Annotated in this window: 12 protein-coding genes; 4 read left to right on the forward strand and 8 right to left on the reverse strand. The window is 64.0% G+C overall.

Annotated elements, in window-relative coordinates; translation table 11 throughout:
- Positions 1-35: 35 nt before the first annotated feature.
- Positions 36-2,873 (reverse strand): MGH1-like glycoside hydrolase domain-containing protein, encoded by a 2,838-nt coding sequence (locus HV711_RS03770; RefSeq protein ID WP_035477585.1) that lies wholly within the window; start codon positions 2,871-2,873, stop codon positions 36-38.
- A gap of 51 nt (positions 2,874-2,924) precedes the next feature.
- Complete coding sequence (locus tag HV711_RS03775; RefSeq protein ID WP_035477583.1) at positions 2,925-4,904, reverse strand: amylo-alpha-1,6-glucosidase; 1,980 nt, start codon at positions 4,902-4,904, stop codon at positions 2,925-2,927.
- Positions 4,905-5,081: 177 nt separating this feature from the next.
- Here HV711_RS03775 and HV711_RS03780 point away from each other — a divergent pair, with 177 nt between their 5' ends.
- Positions 5,082-5,420 (forward strand): hypothetical protein, encoded by a 339-nt coding sequence (locus tag HV711_RS03780; RefSeq protein ID WP_035477581.1) that lies wholly within the window; start codon positions 5,082-5,084, stop codon positions 5,418-5,420.
- Positions 5,421-5,477: 57 nt separating this feature from the next.
- Complete coding sequence (locus HV711_RS03785) at positions 5,478-7,640, forward strand: phosphocholine-specific phospholipase C (protein WP_035477580.1); 2,163 nt, start codon at positions 5,478-5,480, stop codon at positions 7,638-7,640.
- A gap of 105 nt (positions 7,641-7,745) precedes the next feature.
- Here the strand turns inward: HV711_RS03785 and HV711_RS03790 are convergent, their stop codons facing one another.
- Together HV711_RS03790 and HV711_RS03795 are read right to left on the reverse strand one after the other, a co-directional pair.
- Entirely contained in the window at positions 7,746-8,861 is a 1,116-nt protein-coding gene (locus HV711_RS03790) for a M14 family metallopeptidase (protein ID WP_035477579.1), read from the reverse strand.
- 44 nt (positions 8,862-8,905) lie between these two features.
- A complete protein-coding gene (locus HV711_RS03795) occupies positions 8,906-9,673 on the reverse strand; it encodes a transporter substrate-binding domain-containing protein (protein ID WP_028361267.1) in 768 nt (255 codons plus the stop codon).
- Positions 9,674-9,842: 169 nt separating this feature from the next.
- Here HV711_RS03795 and HV711_RS03800 point away from each other — a divergent pair, with 169 nt between their 5' ends.
- Complete coding sequence (locus HV711_RS03800) at positions 9,843-10,763, forward strand: LysR substrate-binding domain-containing protein (RefSeq protein ID WP_035477576.1); 921 nt, start codon at positions 9,843-9,845, stop codon at positions 10,761-10,763.
- Positions 10,764-10,789: 26 nt separating this feature from the next.
- Here HV711_RS03800 and HV711_RS33780 read toward each other — a convergent pair whose 3' ends face one another.
- The 4 genes from HV711_RS33780 to HV711_RS03825 form a co-directional block, all read right to left on the reverse strand.
- Complete coding sequence (locus HV711_RS33780; protein WP_082201381.1) at positions 10,790-11,218, reverse strand: rubredoxin; 429 nt, start codon at positions 11,216-11,218, stop codon at positions 10,790-10,792.
- A gap of 328 nt (positions 11,219-11,546) precedes the next feature.
- On the reverse strand, positions 11,547-12,755 hold the full coding sequence (locus tag HV711_RS03815) for a Rieske 2Fe-2S domain-containing protein (protein WP_035477574.1): 1,209 nt from the start codon (positions 12,753-12,755) through the stop codon (positions 11,547-11,549).
- A 174-nt stretch (positions 12,756-12,929) separates the two neighbouring features.
- Entirely contained in the window at positions 12,930-14,381 is a 1,452-nt protein-coding gene (locus HV711_RS03820; RefSeq protein WP_028361269.1) for a glycosyltransferase family 2 protein, read from the reverse strand.
- A 53-nt stretch (positions 14,382-14,434) separates the two neighbouring features.
- A complete protein-coding gene (locus tag HV711_RS03825) occupies positions 14,435-15,034 on the reverse strand; it encodes a cytochrome b (protein WP_035477573.1) in 600 nt (199 codons plus the stop codon).
- Positions 15,035-15,355: 321 nt separating this feature from the next.
- On the opposite strand from HV711_RS03825, the gene HV711_RS03830 reads away from it, so the two are divergent.
- A complete protein-coding gene (locus HV711_RS03830; protein WP_013591211.1) occupies positions 15,356-15,559 on the forward strand; it encodes a DUF3562 domain-containing protein in 204 nt (67 codons plus the stop codon).
- Positions 15,560-15,745 lie beyond the last annotated feature (186 nt).

Genomic DNA, 15,745 nt, shown 5'->3' on the forward strand with positions numbered 1-15,745 from the left:
CGCCCGCCCCCACACAGTTCAACCGCGTTGGCGCGCTATTTCACCGTGCTACCCGCCAACGCCGACGTGCCTTCGTGCTCGGTTGCAAGCGCCGTGGCGGGCTCGGGCTGCGTGGCCGGCTGCGTGGGCCGCGCGGGCGCCGACGGCGCCATCGGAATCGGCGCGCGCCCCGGCTCGCCCGCGAGCGGCACGCTGCCCGACGGCGCCATCTCCCGCGGTTGCAGCAGCAACGCGACGAGTCCGGTCCAGCCCGTTTGATGCGAAGCGCCCACGCCGCGGCCATTGTCGCCGTGGAAGTATTCGTGGAACAGAATCAGATCCGCCGACTTGGGGTCCGCCTGGAGCAAAGGATACGCGCCCATGACCGGCCGCTCGCCGTCCTTGTTCTTGAGGAACAGCGTCGTGGCGCGGCGCGCCAGTTCGTCGGCGATTTCGCAGAGCGAGAAGGTCTGCCCCGAGCCCGTCGGATATTCGACGCGGAACCCATCGCCGTAATAGCGGTGAAATTCATAGAGCGACTCGATCAACAGATAGTTGACAGGCATCCACACCGGACCGCGCCAGTTCGAATTGCCGCCGAACACGCGGGTGTCGGACTCGGCCGGCAGGTATTTGACCGTGAAGCTGTTGCCGTTGTGAGTGAACACGAACGGATGATCGCGGTGATAGCGCGAAAGCGCGCGCACGCCGTGGTCGGAGAGAAATTCGCTTTCGTCCAGCGCGCGCCGCAACAGCGCTTTCATTCGATGCCCGCGCAAAACGGAGAGCAGCAGTGCATTGCCCTTGCCCGGCTCGTTCCAGCGCGAAACCAGCTTCGCAAGATCCGGCCGATGCTTGAGGAACCACATCAGCCGGTCGCGCAATCCGGGCAATTCGCCATGCAGGCGCTCTTCGAGCACGTGCACCGCAAAAAGCGGAATGAGTCCGACAATGGAGCGCACGCGCATCGGCAGGCTCGTGCCGTCGGGCAGGCGCAGCTTGTCGTAGAAGAACTCGTCTTCGCTGTCCCAGAGTCCGGTATCGCAGCCGTCGTCGCAACTCACGGCTTGCGCGATATACAAAAAGTGCTCGAAAAACTTCACGCCGATATCGACGAACACATGGTTCGCGTACGCGAGTTCGAGCGCGATGCGCATGAGGTCGAGCGCATAGGCGGCCATCCACGCGGTGCCGTCCGCCTGGTCGATGTGGCCGCCGGTAGGCAACGGCGACGACCGGTCGAAAATGCCCACGTTGTCGAGCCCGAGAAAACCGCCCTGGAAAATATTGTGGCCGTCGGCGTCCTTGCGGTTCACCCACCACGAGAAGTTGAGCAGCAGCTTGTGAAAAATAAGCTCGAGGAAATCGCGGTCGGCTTTGCCGGTGAGCGCGCGATCGATCTCGTACACGCGCCACGCAGCCCAAGCGTGAACCGGCGGATTGGCGTCGCCGAGCGCCCATTCGTAGGCGGGCAATTGCCCATTTGGATGCTGATAGCGGTCCTTCACGAGCAGCAGCAATTGACGTTTCGCGAACGCCGGGTCGATCAGCGCGAACGCCGCCGCATGAAACGCTAGATCCCACGACGCGTACCACGGGTACTCCCACTTGTCCGGCATCGACACGATGTCCGCGTTGCACAAGTGCATCCAGTCCGCGTTGCGTCCGTGCTTGCGCGCGTCCGCCGGTTTGGGCTGCAACGGATCGCCTTCGATCCAGCGATGCACGTCATAGCGGTAATACTGCTTGGACCACAGCATGCCCGCGAGCGCCTGGCGCTGCACGAGTCGCGCGTCCGGGTCGTCCATGTCGCGTTGCAGCGCGCCGTAGAACTCGTCCGCCTCCGCGATACGTTTTGCAAACAGCGCGTCGGCGTCGAGCGGCACTTCGTCCGGCACCGCCTCCGGACGCCAGCGCAGATACACCACCGCGCGCCCATGCGGACCCAGTTCGATCGGCGCATGCGCACCGGCCTTCGTGCCGCGATCGCGCCGCACCGCTTCCTCATCGCCATGCACGAGGTAGTCGTTGAAGCCGTCTTTGAACGGCCCGGGCGCCTCTGTATTGAAGAGGCGCTTCACATTCGTGTCGTTCTCGCAGAAGAGCCAGGTGACATGCGGCGCGTCGTTCGACCAGGCCGTGACGACAATCGGCTCGTGTCCGTGCTGATGCCCGATCAACCGCGCGCGGCCGTTGTGGTCGGTGCCTGCGACGAGCGACGGTTTGTCGGGGTTCTCTTTCCACGACCAGGAATTGCGCGCCCAGATCTGAGGCAGCACGTCGAGCGAAGCCGACTCGTCCGCGCGATTCTCGATCGTCACGCGCATCACGATGTCGTCGGGCGCGTGCTTGGCGTATTCCACCTGCACGTCGAAATAGCGCAGATCGTCGAATACGCCGGTGTCGAGAATTTCGTACTCCGGCATGTCGCCGCCGCGCCGCGCGTTTTCCTCGATCAAATCCTGATACGGATAAGCGGCGTGCGGGTACTTGTAGAGCATGCGCATGTACGAATGCGTCGGCGTGCCGTCGAGATAAAAGTACAGCTCCTTCACGTCCTCGCCGTGATTGCCCTGCGCATTCGTGAGACCAAAGAGCCGCTCCTTCAGGATCGGATCCTTGCGATTCCACAGCGCGAGCGACACGCACCAGCTCAACGTGTCGTCACCGAAACCGGCTATGCCGTCTTCGCCCCAACGGTAGGCGCGGCTGCGCGCATGGTCGTGCGGGAAGTACTCCCAGGCCGTGCCGTCCGCGCTGTAATCCTCGCGGACCGTGCCCCATTGACGCTCGCTGAGGTACGGTCCCCAGCGCTGCCAGTGGGCACAATCCGCCGAATGCAGACGTGAACCTTCAGTAGTGGCGAACAGATTCGCAGCGCGCAGCGGTGGCATGACAGCTTCCTTGCGTCGGGCTTGGCGGTGGGACACACATCGTAGCGCGGTTTACGCGGCGTTGCGATCCATCCCTGCAAGCAGGGAGTCGAGGCGCAGCAGCTCACCGAGCGACCACGCCTGAAACGGCGTGCCGGCGGGCGCGTGCGGCGCGTCGCCGTCGGCGATTTCAGAAATATGATCGAGCCCGGCGTGATCCAGATGCGCATACAGCGGCGCGAGGAAACGCGTGCGCGCCTGCCGGCAAGCGTCGCGCGTGTTGCCGTGCACGCGCAGCCAGGCTTCGACGAATGGACCGAGCAGCCACGGCCACGCCGTTCCCTGATGATAGGCGCCATCGCGTTCCAAGGGGGCGCCGCTGTAGCGTCCGCGATAGGCGGCATCCGACGGCGCGAGCGTGCGCAAGCCGAGCGGCGTCAGCAGTTGCGCTTCCGCCTGGTCGACCACGGCGCGCGCCGCCGCGCCTTCGAGCAAGGCAAACGGCAGGCCGCCCACCGCGAAAATCTGGTTCGGACGGATGGACCGGTCCACGGCGCCGGCTACATGATCGACGTCGACGTTGTCGAACAGCGCCCCCGTCGACGGATCGACGAAACGTTCATGAAACGCTTGCATCGCTCGCGCGGCCGGTTCTCGCCACGCGTCGTTCCACGTTGATGCAATGCGCAACGCGTTGATCCAGAGCGCCTCTACTTCCACCGGCTTGCCGATGCGCGGCGTGACGACCCGATCGCCGACCCTGGCGTCCATCCACGTGAGCTGCACGCCGGGCACGCCCGCGCACAGCAAACCGTCTTCCGCGCAGGCCTTGATGTTAAAGCGCGTGCCTTGCGTATAGCCGGCGAGAATGGCTTCGGCGGCGGCCTGCAGGCGCGCTGTCGTTGCGGCACCCGCGTGATGCGTCGCCAGATAGTCGTGCACGGCGACGATGAACCACAGCGACGCATCCACCGAGTTGTAGTCGGGCGCGTCGCCGTAATCGGGGAACCGGTTGGGCAGCATGCCCTCGGATAAAGTGCCGGACCATTCGAGCAGAATCGCTTCCGCGGCGTCCAGGTGGCCCGAGGCGATGAGCAAACCGCGCATGGCGATGAAGGTATCGCGGCCCCAATCCGTGAACCATGGAAAACCCGCGAGCAGTGTGCGGCCCTCGTTGCGCTGCACGACGTAAGCATCGGCGGAACGTTGCAGGCGCGAGCCGAGTGCATGGCGGCGCTGCTGTTCGAGTTCTTCGAGGTCGCATGCGCGACGCGTTGCTGCGGCTTTTGAGTTTGCAGGCGCCTCGTTCGATGCGCTCAGGATCATCAGCGCGTGCGCTTCTGCTCCTGCCAGATCGAAGCTGAATATGCCCGGCGTCGCGAGATCTTCGGTGTAGTCCAAGCCGCGCTCGCGCTCGCGAACATAGCAGAAGTTGCGGTACCAGTCCGGCGCGTGCGTGTAAGTGCCGTTGCTCGCCACATGAATACGCGGCAGGTCGCCGTAGGGTTGCCAGCTCGCGCCGCTCGCGTCATCGGTAGTTTGTGCTGCGAAATTGAACGCCGCGTTCTCGTGATGCAGCGCGTGATAGTCGCGGCCCGAGAGTAAAGGCCTGACTTTCAACGTGAGCGCGTCGCTTTGCGATCGCCCTTGCGGGCGTTGCCACCGCCAACGCAATACCGTTTCGCACGTTGCCTTGCTGACGAACACTTCCGCCGTAATCAGCGTCTGCGCATTGAACTCGAAACGCCAGGTCGGCCACGGTTCGGTGGTGAATTCGGCGAGGTTCGCCGTGGCACCCGGGTACAGGACGTCGGGCATATAGCGCTGCATGCTGAGCGGATAACGCTCACCGTTCCCTTCGAGCCATGCTTCTACGCCGTTGACGAGCACCACACGCCCGCCCGGCGCGCGCGTGGCCGTGAGCAGCAACGCGTGATAGCGGCGCGTGCGCAGCGTGCCCACGGTCCCCGACGCAAAGCCGCCGAAGCCGTCGGCCTCGAGCCATTCGTCTTCGAGACGCGTCATGTCGAAAGGTCGTTCAATGCGTGTCATGGCGTGAGCAATCGTGCGGAAGAAGGCGCTGCCGTGTCCATTCTCCTACTTATCACTTTCCCATTCCTTTCGAAGAACTCACAAGTGCGAGTCATTTTTTCCACTCGCAAACGTTTCACAATTATTTCTTGAAAGGGTTGGAGACTGCATCCGCTTTCACAAAACCGGATGTGAGACATGAGTAGAGATCAACGCTTCGTCGTCGCCCTCTTCGTTGCGCTCGCAACGTTCGCGCTCAACGGCTGCGGCGCGGATGACGCCGCATCCGCGAATGCCTCTTCGTCTCCTTCTTTATCGGCGAATGCAGGCGCAAGCGGTGCACCGGTACCGGGCGCGGCATCGCCTGCTGCGCTGCCTGCCGCAGCCATGCCCGACGCCGCGTCCACGCTCGCCGCGAACCCCGCTCTCGCGTCCGACGCGATCGCCCAGAACATGCAAGCCACGCTCGCCGCCGACAGCCGGCAAGTGCCGCCCGTCATGCGTTATGCACCGGGCGACGGCACGAACAGCAACTGATCGATTCCACCGGCGCGCGAGGCGCGCTATCCTCTCCCCCGCAGAAGGTGATATTCCATGACATCAAATAGCCGTCGCCGTTTCCTGCAGACCGTGGCTTCATCCGCCGGCGCTGCCGCCGCGCTGACCGCGCTGCCCGAGTCGATTCGCAATGCGCTGGCCGTTCCCGCGTTTTCGCGCACGGGCACCATTCGCGACGTCGAGCACATTGTCGTGTTCATGCAGGAGAACCGCTCGTTCGACCACTACTTCGGCCACCTGCGCGGCGTGCGTGGCTACAACGACCGCTTCCCGATCCCGCTGCCGAACGGCAAGCCGGTGTGGTATCAACCGTCGAAGGCAGATCCCATCAAACCGGTGCTGCCGTTCCATCTGAATACGTCGACCACCAGCGCGCAATGCGTGGGCGACCTGGACCACAGCTGGTACAAGACGCATGCCGCTATCGACGGCGGCCGCTACGATCAGTGGCCGGCCACCAAGACCGACATGACGATGGGCTATCACCTGCGCAGCGACATTCCGTTTCACTACGCGCTTGCCGACGCCTTCACGATCTGCGATGCGTATTTCTGCTCGCTGCCGGGACCGACGCACCCGAACCGCTCGTATCTGATGACCGGCACCGTGGACCCGACCGGCAAGTTCGGCGGACCGCTGCTCGACAACAACGATTGGGTGGACGGCGACGGCCCGCCGAACTATCAGTTGCTGTCATGGACCACCTACCCCGAGCGCCTGCAGGCCGCCGGCATTTCGTGGCAGATCTACCAGCAAGGTTTGACCGGCGCCGATCCGCTGAACGGCAACTACGGCACGAACATCCTGCAGAACTTCAGCAACTTCATCAACGCGCAGCCCGGCTCGCCGTTGTATGAGCGCGCGCAAACCGTGCGCACCATCGACGACCTGAAGGCCGACGTGCTCGCGAACAGGCTGCCGCAGGTGTCCTGGCTGTGCCCGCCCGCCGCGTACTCGGAGCATCCGCAATACACGCCCGCGTACGGCGCCGAATATACGTCGCAGATTCTCGACGCGTTGACCTCGAACCCCGAGGTGTGGAGCAAGACCGTGCTCTTCATCATGTACGACGAGAACGACGGCTTCTTCGATCACATGGTGCCGCCGCAGCCGGCCACCACGGCTGCGCAAGGCAAGTCGACGGTCAGCACGGAAGGCGAAATTCACAACGTGGTCAATCCGGCGCGCGGCGGCAGCTATACCGCCGACGGCCTGCCCTACGGCCTCGGCCCGCGCGTGCCGATGACCATCGTCTCGCCGTGGAGCAAGGGCGGCTTCGTGTGCTCGCAGGTTTTCGACCACACGTCGGTGATCCGCTTCATCGAAACGCGCTTTGGCGTGTATGAGCCGAACATCACCGCCTGGCGTCGCGCCGTGTGCGGCGATCTCACCACGGCGTTCGATTTCCGCACGCCGGATTCGCGCATCCCGCCGCTGCCGGACACGAGCAACTACAAGAGCATCGCCGACAACCAGTGCGCGACGCAGCCCAAGCCGACGGTGCCCGCGACGCCCGGCGCAATCGATCCACAGGAAAGCGGCATTCGTTTCGCTCGCGCTTTGCCGTATGAATTGCACGTCAACGGCCACGCGGACCCGAAGCAGAACACGTTCGAGATCTCGTTCGCCAACACCGGCGACCAGGGCGCGCACTTCTATGTGTACTCGACGAATCGCACGGACGGTCCGTGGCGCTATACCGTGGAAGCTGGCAAGTCGCTCGGCGAATCGTTCGATCTGACGGCGACCAACGGCGTGTACGCGTTCGAAGTCTTCGGGCCGAACGGCTTCGTGCGCAAATTCGCGGGCAACACGCAGGCAGCGACGCAACCTGCGGCGCAGGCCGCGCAGCTTGCCGGCGGCCATCACCACGACAAAGCGCCGCAGCCTGAGGTCAAGGTGCAATACGACGTCGCGAACGGCAACGTGTTCCTCAAGTTCAGCAACAAGGGTGGCGGCCTCGCGCGCTTGACGGTGACCGACAACGCGTATGGCGCCCGCCCGCGCCCGGTGATCGTGCCGGCGGGCGCGCATATCGAAGAGGCATGGGTGCTGGCGTCGAGCCATCACTGGTACGACCTGACGGTGACGAGCAACGACGACGACAGCTTCTCGCGTCGCGTGGCGGGTCACGTCGAAAACGGCCGCCCGAGCATCAGCGACCCGGCTGCTATTGCGCCGGTGCTGGTGGTGAACTGACGTGTCCAACTGACGCGTAGCGGGTGAGGCTCCGGTGGACGCGCGCAATGTCGGCGCGTCCGGCCGGAGCCTCTGTTGCAGGCATGCTTCGCGTGCAGCTTGACATCACGCGCCCAACAAAACTCCTGTACGGAAGGCGCGCGTTCCCGTCACGCGGCCCAGCGGCGCGCCGGCCGTCACGAAGCGAATCGCGCGACGCATGTAGAACACGCCTTCGGTGTTGCTCGTAAGCGTGGTGGTCTCGTCGGTCAACGGATCGACGATATCGAACAGCGGCTGGCCGACGCGGATCGTGTCGCCGATTTTCGCGCGATGCACGAGAATGCCGCTCACCGGCGCGTAGAACTGCTCGCTGCCGGCAAGCGGCGTGGCGGGCGTCAATAGCGGCGGCAGCGGCTTGGCTTCGAGCGCAATGGCTTTGCGCCACACCAGATAATCGACGATCGCGTCGGCATCCTGCTGTGCCGCTTCATACGAAACGTCGCGCTGACCGCGGCATTCCACCGTCACGGCAATGGCGCCGTTCGGCACCGGCTTGCTCGCGGGCAGCTGCTGTTGCAACTGCCACCACAGCAGGCTGTGCGTTTCGTCGAATGCCTCGCCGCCCGAGTTCGTCGCGAGCAGCGACGCCTGTGCGCCGAGATAGCGCGCAAGCGGTTCGAACTGCGGCCATGCTGCCTCGCTCGTGTAGAGATGCATCGCGGCTTCGAGCGAACAATGCAGATCGATCACGACGTCGGCGTCGAACGAAAGCTTCAGTAACGACAATTGCAGCGATTCGAATTCCGTCAGCGGCTTTTGCGCGGCCAGTTCATCGGCGATGAGTCGGCGCACGATCCGCACGTTTTGCGCCGCGTCCGAACATAACGCTTCACGCGCGTTGGCGACGAGTGTCGGAAACCGCAGGAAATGCCGGTTGAAATTCTTGCCGCTCGCAAGATCGAAGCGGCCGACAAACTGTCCGAGCACGGTTTGCCCGAGGCCGACGGGGTTCGCGACCGGCACGAGCACGATCTGCGCATTCAGCGCGCCCTGTTTTTCGAGTTCGAGCAGGCGACGCTTCAATAGCACCGTCGTCAGCATGGCGGGCGTTTCGTCGGCATGCAGCGACGCCTGAATATAGATCTTTTCCCCGCGGCCCGGCGCGCCGAAATAGAAGGAGACGACTTCGCGATGGGTGCCGACAGCCGGCGAAAGAAGCGGATGCGATTGCCTGTTCATAAGGAGAGCCTGGAGTTAAACAGCGGAGAAGCAATACGCGCGCATCAATTGCCGTAGGGGTCTAAGTCGAAGTACTTCTTCGCGATCTGCGCGTATGTGCCGTCTTTCAGCATGGCGGCAATCGCCGCATTCATCGACGCCTGCACGGCCGTCTCGTCCTTGCGCAAACCGATGCCGGTGCCCCGGTCGCCCATTGAAAGCGGTTCGCCCACAAACGCAAAGCCACGGCCGGCCGGCGTGCGCAGGAAGCCGAAGTCCGCTTCCACCGAGCCGAGCAGCGCGCCGTCGAGCCGTCCATTCTGCAGGTCGGCGAAGACCTCGTCCTGGCTCTTGTACGCGACGACATGCGCGCCGAGCGGCGCCCAGTTCTTCAGTGCATAGCCTTCGAACTGCGTGCCTGATTGCACGCCGATCTGTTTGCCGGCAAGCGCCTGAAGGCCGCCGGCGAGCGGCGAGCCTTGCCGCGCGATCAGCCGCGACTTGAACTGGAAGAGCTTCGACGTGAACAGAATCTGCTGCTCACGCTTTTGCGTGATCGCCATCGACGAAAGAATCGCGTCGATCTTGCGCGCCTGCAACGCGGGAATCATCCCCGAAAATTCGAGCTCGACCCATTGGCAGCGCGCGTGAATGCGGCGGCAGATTTCATTGCCGAGATCGACGTCGAATCCCTTGAGGCTGCCGTCGGGCGCCTTGGAATCCATGGGCGGGTAGCTCGGGTCGATGCCGAGGCGCAGCGTGTCGGTTTCGGCGGCCAGCACGCCGTTGCTGAAAATCAGCGCGGCGCTCAGCATCATCAGCGGAAGTTTCATGGGAGCGGAAGTGGTTTGGAGGTGGGCGGAACACGGCGAGGCCATCGTATGCCGCCGCGGCGCTTCACAAAAGTCCGCTTCGGACTATCATGATCGCTTTTGCCGATCACGCCCGCATGCGACGCGGCACGCACGCGCGCATGGCCCTGATCACCACACGGACGCTCACATGGCGTTGACGATCTCCCAGTTGCGCGCCTTCAAGGCAGTCGCCGAGCATGGCAGCCTGCGCGCAGCCTCGCGCGCGCTCGGCGTCGCACAAAGCGGCATCACGCAGCAGGTGCAGAACCTGGAATCGATATTGGGCGCGACGCTCTTTATCCGCACCAATCGCGGCATTGCGCTGACCGCGCTCGGTCAACGTCTGCTGCAGCGGGCTGGCGCGATTATCGGCGAATGCGAGCGCGCCGAGCAGGAAGTGCAGCAGTTGCGCGGCGACTATGTGGGCGAAGTCACCTTCGGCATGACGACCGAACCGCTGGTCGATGCGTTGGCGCACGTGCTGATGGACTTTCGCACGCGCTTCGAACGCGTGGCGCTGCATCTGCGCACCGGCACATCGCGCATGATGATTTCGTGGATTCGTGAAGGCACGCTGGACTTCGCGGTCGCACTTGTCTCGAAGCACACGGATACGGCGGATCTGTCCGTCGTGCCGCTTTACGCGTCGGACCCGGTGATCGTGTGCCGCAAGGGTCATCCGAAGGCAGGGGCGCGCTCGTTGGCCGAGCTGGCCGATTGCACATGGATCGCCACGCGCTCGCCGAATCTGACCGACGACCCGCACGTCAATCGCCTGAATCATCTGTTCGAAAGCCACGGCTTGGCGCCGCCGAAAATCGTCGCGACCGTGGAAGGTTTATACGAGACGCTGCATCTGGTGGGCGCGACGGACTGCCTGTCGCTGGAGTCCTCGATTGTCGCGCGGCAGGGTCCGTTTACCGGCGCGCTCAGCACCATCGAGGTTCGCGAGCGCGCGATCGAGCAGACGGTCTGCTTGCTGCAGCGCGCCGCCATTCCGCTCACACCGGCTGCGCAAGAACTCGCGACGATGATCGCCTCGTACACGCGCACCGTGCGGGCGCGCTGAAACGACACAGGCCGGCGCCTGGAACTCTAGAACTCAACCAGCGCGAAGTCTTCCTTGCCCACGTCGCAAAGCGGGCAGCGCCAGTCGGCGGGAACGTCGGCCCAGCGCGTGCCCGGCGCAATGCCCTCCTCGGGCAGACCGGCGGCTTCGTCGTAGATCCAGCCGCAGATCACACAGACCCATTGCTTGAGGTCGTCGGGCGAAGCATTGTTCGCGGCCGGCGAATCCGACGATTCCGGCACGCCGTGCGCTGGCGGCGAGGCCGGCGTTTCGCCGAGGCTCACGACGAGCGGCGCCTGCGTGCCCTCGCCATTGCCGGCGAGGCGTGTCTGCAGGCTTTCCAGCAGGCGCTGCGCCTCGTCTTGCGTCAGGTCGATCCAGTACGGATCGCCTGCGCCGTCGTTGAGCCGTTCGGGAGAAAACTGCAGTTCTACGGCGACGCCCTTCCTGTACATGTCGGCGTTAAACCAGCAGATTCAGCACGATAGCAGCGATCAGAGCGGCGCCGCCGATCAGGCCGAGCATTTGCAGCAGAGTGAGGGATTTGCGCGATGCGGTGGGGAGTGGTTGCGTGGTCACGGGACGGTCTTCAGGAATCGAAAAAAGCGAAATGGTACACGGCTCGCGCCGCCGCGCATGCCGATTAGCGCAAACCCGCGTGCATCAGTGGGCCAGGCGTTGTCGCCTGGTTCCCATTATCGCTGTCCGACCGGGCCGTATTACTCGCGGGGCAGAGATGAATAAATTCCTGGCGAGGCGCAAAGCTGCCCGTGCATGTGACGCTCAGGTCTTCGCCAACGGGCTGCCGTGACGCGAGTCCCAGAAGCGGATCACTTCCGTGTGCCCCGTGCCCGCGCCGACGATCTGGTCCGGCGCCCCGCACTCGCGCAGCAGCGCGCGCAGTTCGTTGATGACCGGAAACACCTCGTGGTTCCAGTCCGCGCCCTGCGAATCGTGCGCGCGTTGCTCCGCCTCGACGATTTCGCGGTCTTCCTTGAAGATGCGCTCGGTGAACCACACGAGCAGCGGCCACGCGAGATTCAGTGCGCCGGGAATGCCCGGCTTGCGGATCGACAGCAGTCCGAACGTGCGGTTCGTGCGCTGCTCACGGTCGAGCGGCACATAGACGATCCACAAATCCATCACCAGTGTGTTTTCCGACGTGCGGATCTGCAGCGTCTGATACGGATATTCGGTGCGGATCGTCATCACGTCCTTGTCGTTGTCGCCGCCGCTCTTGCGGCTCTGACCGAACACGATCGCCTCGCCGATGGGCTGCTGGCCCGCCATGCGCGCGAACGTGTAGTCGACCTCGACCCAGCCTTCGCCGTGCCGCCGCCCGAGCGACCGCGCGCGCATCTGCCCCATCTGGCGGCGGTGCAGAAACTGATGGTTCATGTCCATCAGATTCTCGTGCATGAACGAATAGTGGCAATTCACCGGACGGCCGAAGCGCCGCGTCTTGTACTTCTTGTCCGAGACGGAGCCGAGCCGGGGCAGCGGACGAACCTCGGCCATGGCCGGGTCGCCGGGAAACACGAAGATCAGTCCTTCCACTTCACGGCACGGATACGAGCGCACGCCGTTCGGCAAACGCTCGCGCCCGAGGTACGGCACGTCGATGCATTTGCCCGAGCAGTCGTAAGTCCAGCCGTGGTAGCCGCAACGAATCGACTCGCCGTCGACGACACCCTGATGCAACGGCACCTGCCGATGCGCGCAGCGGTCTTCGAGCGCGAACACTTTGCCGGATTCCGTACGCGCGAGCACGATGGGATCGCCAGTGAACGTCACCCCGTGCGTCTTGCCGCGCTTCACCTCATGCGACCACGCGAGCGGATACCAGTAGTCGGGATGAATGCCGACGCGGCGCAAGTCGCGGACCGGCGCGTCGTTGGCCGCGTGGCCCTGCGTCGGAGCGGTTTTCGGCGATGCCGCATGCGTTGGCGACGCCTCGACGGTGTTTTGTTCGAGCGGGGGAACAGCATGCATAGTGTGGAGCCTCCGTGCACGTGCGGATAGAGTAGGCGGCCGCGTGTCGCGGCCGTTATCGTCGTCAGTCTACTCGAACCGGGCAGAGCATGGGTCCGACGGGGCCAGAGCGCCGCGCCGGCTGGCCTCGGGGACAGGGTGGTGGCGCCAGGCGTTGTTTGGAGGGCTTCGGCGCTATGCCTCGTCGCGGCTCACGAGGCCGGTGCGGCGCTGCACGCCCCACGAACGCCCGCCGCGCAGGAAGTGCAGCCAGCCGAGCGCGGCGCCTGCGTGCCGCAACAGCTGGAACGTGAACGGCTCGGCCACCGCCGCCAGCATCGCCATCCCCATGGTGGCGCCGGTGCCCCGGCCGGTCCAGCGTCGGTAAAGATGAATGCTCCATAGATAAAAGGCGAGGTCCATCGCCGTCTTGAGGCCGATCACGCCGAAGATCGAGACAACGATCGCGCCGTGGCCGCCGAGCAGAAAAGCGAGCAGCAGTCCGAACGCGGTCAGGCCGTAGATAGGCTGCATGGTGTCGAGCGCCTTCACAGGCAGCATCAGCATGCCGAGCGTTCCATAACGCGGATTGCCCGTCATGTCGCGATTCCAGTACTGCGTTTGCAGGAAGCCCGCAAACCAGCGCCGGCGCTGGCGCAGGAAACCGCCGACGGTGTCCGGCGCGTCCGTGTGCGCGTGCGCGTTGCCGACCACGCGCACGTCCCAGCCGAGGCCGCGGTCGACGGAATAGCGGCGCAGCCGGTGAATCAGCTCGTAGTCCTCGACGAGACACTGCGGATCGAAACCGCCGACGTCCAGGAGCGCCTCGCGCCTGAACGAAGCAAAGGCGCCCGAGACGAGCAGCAGGCTGTCGGCGCGCATCCATGCAAAGCGCGCGATGAAGTTGCGCATGTACTCGTACGTCTGAAACCACTGCAGCACGCGCCCCGATGCCGACTTGCCGCACACCGGCACCAGAATGCCGGCCGCGGCCACCAGCTTGGGGCTGCTTGCGAAAGCGGCGCGCATGGCGTAAGTGGCGTCGTCGTCGAGAAGCGTGTCGGCGTCGACGGTCATGACGGTGTCCGTGTTCATCAGCGTAATGGCGGCGTTCAGCGTGCGCGCCTTGCCGCCGTGCGGCATGCGCAGCCAGAACAGATTCGGATGAAGCGCGCTGGGCGCGCTGAGCTTTCCCTCGGCCGGCGCGGTGAGGCCGAAGCGCTCCGTGAGCAGCGCATGCGTGTGATCCGTGGAGCCGTCGTCGGCAATCACGATTTGCGCGGGACCGTGCGCCTGCCGAAGCAGCGCCGCGAGCGTGACCGGCAGCACCGCCGCTTCGTTATGCGACGCCACGACCACGCCCATGCTGGGCAAATTGCGCCGATCGTAGTCGGGATCGAGCGGCGGCGTACGGCGCATCAGCGGCAAGGTTTTCCACGTGACGAACGCGAGCAGCAACGTGTCGTAGACGACGTACGCAATCCCGGTCGACCACGCCACCACGCCGTGCAAAAAGAAAGCACGCGCGAACAGCAATAGCCATGCAGCGACGACCGCCGCGTGAATCAGCGTGCTCGACAATGTCGTGCCGCGCGGCACGATGCGAGGCGATGCAAGCGCGAACGCCTGTTCCAGGGTCTTTTTCAAAATGGCAGATGGCCCGTCTTGGCTGCGGTTTCAAACGATGAACGACACGGCGCTCACGGCACCATGCGCTTCAGAACCGACTTGCGATCGATCCACTCGTGCTTCAGCGCGCCGCCGATATGCATGGCGAGCAATGCGTACAGTGCATACCCGAGCCACGTATGCAATACGCCGAAGCGGTCATGCAGCGTCTCCTTCGACGCGGGGTCAAGATTCATGACGTAGCCGATACGCGGCCACGTGAACAGATCGAAAAGCCGCATGGGATGCGTGGCCGCGTCCTTCCATGCGGAATCGTGCAGCCAGCCCGAAAGCGGCAGCGCGATCATCAGCAGATAGAGCATGAAGTGCGCAGCATGCGCGGCTACTTTTTCCCACGACGGAAACTCGCGCGGCAACGGCGGCGGCGTATGCGAAACGCGCCATACAATGCGCAGCAGCGCGAGGCCGAGCACGGTGATGCCGATGGACTTGTGCGTATCGATCACGGGGCGCACCCAGTCGTCGGGCAGCGAGTCGGCGGACAGGCCGAGCGCAACATTGCCGATGATCAGCAGCGCGATGAGCCAGTGCAGCCCCATCGCCATGCGCGTATAGCGCGAGGGCGCGGATAAGTCGGTGTGTTTGGCGAGGTGTTCGGCTTGCGTGTTCATCAGTCGTGCGCTCGGGGAGGAAGTCGTTGCAAAGTGTTTGTCATGGCGGTTTTCGGCGGCGCGCCATTCACGGACAAGAACTGCTGAGTGTGCCGTTTTATTCCATGACGCGCTTAATGATGTGTTGCGGTTTATTTCACGCCGGCGGCCGGCGAGTCTGCGCTAAGGCGGCGAAATTCGCGAGGCAAGAAAAAAATCTCTGTGGCGTGCAACACGCGATAGACTGATTCAATTGGCATCGGCGGGCATCGCATCCTCTAATAAAAGCCCTGTGTTTGGCCTCACTCGCGTATCCCACCGCCGCTTAACTGGAGACATTCCATGTCGCAACCCGAGCCGAATGTAGACGAAGTGGTCAGAAGCATCGCTGAGGAAACCAATACGCCCGCGGAAACCGTCTCGCAGATGTATCAGGACATTCTGGCCGACTATCGGCATCAAGCGCGGGTATTCGATTACGTGCCGCTCTTTGCGGCCAGAAAAGTGCGCGACCAGCTTCGCGACGGCTCGCGTCGCAAACATTGAGCCCGCCCTCGTCGCCATTGTTGCCCCACCGGCATTGCGGCGCGGGAAGACCACCGTTTTGAGGCGACGTGCCATTCGTCGGTTGATTGAACGGACACGCGCGCCGCTCTTCGCCGCTCTTCGCAATACACCGCTTATTTTTTCCCGCTGCTAGACTGGACCCCGTTCAACCGATCGGGGAATGGG

This window comes from Paraburkholderia phenoliruptrix, assembly GCF_902859825.1.
Taxonomy (GTDB): Bacteria; Pseudomonadota; Gammaproteobacteria; order Burkholderiales; family Burkholderiaceae; genus Paraburkholderia; species Paraburkholderia phenoliruptrix.

Bases quoted from the DNA above. Each gene is read 5' to 3' on its own strand.
- HV711_RS03770 (WP_035477585.1), bottom strand. From the start codon at position 2,873: ATGCCACCGCTGCGCGCTGCGAATCTGTTCGCCACTACTGAAGGTTCA.
- HV711_RS03775 (WP_035477583.1), bottom strand. From the start codon at position 4,904: ATGACACGCATTGAACGACCTTTCGACATGACGCGTCTCGAAGACGAA.
- HV711_RS03780 (WP_035477581.1), top strand. From the start codon at position 5,082: ATGAGTAGAGATCAACGCTTCGTCGTCGCCCTCTTCGTTGCGCTCGCA.
- HV711_RS03785 (WP_035477580.1), top strand. From the start codon at position 5,478: ATGACATCAAATAGCCGTCGCCGTTTCCTGCAGACCGTGGCTTCATCC.
- HV711_RS03790 (WP_035477579.1), bottom strand. From the start codon at position 8,861: ATGAACAGGCAATCGCATCCGCTTCTTTCGCCGGCTGTCGGCACCCAT.
- HV711_RS03795 (WP_028361267.1), bottom strand. From the start codon at position 9,673: ATGAAACTTCCGCTGATGATGCTGAGCGCCGCGCTGATTTTCAGCAAC.
- HV711_RS03800 (WP_035477576.1), top strand. From the start codon at position 9,843: ATGGCGTTGACGATCTCCCAGTTGCGCGCCTTCAAGGCAGTCGCCGAG.
- HV711_RS33780 (WP_082201381.1), bottom strand. From the start codon at position 11,218: ATGTACAGGAAGGGCGTCGCCGTAGAACTGCAGTTTTCTCCCGAACGG.
- HV711_RS03815 (WP_035477574.1), bottom strand. From the start codon at position 12,755: ATGCATGCTGTTCCCCCGCTCGAACAAAACACCGTCGAGGCGTCGCCA.
- HV711_RS03825 (WP_035477573.1), bottom strand. From the start codon at position 15,034: ATGAACACGCAAGCCGAACACCTCGCCAAACACACCGACTTATCCGCG.
- HV711_RS03830 (WP_013591211.1), top strand. From the start codon at position 15,356: ATGTCGCAACCCGAGCCGAATGTAGACGAAGTGGTCAGAAGCATCGCT.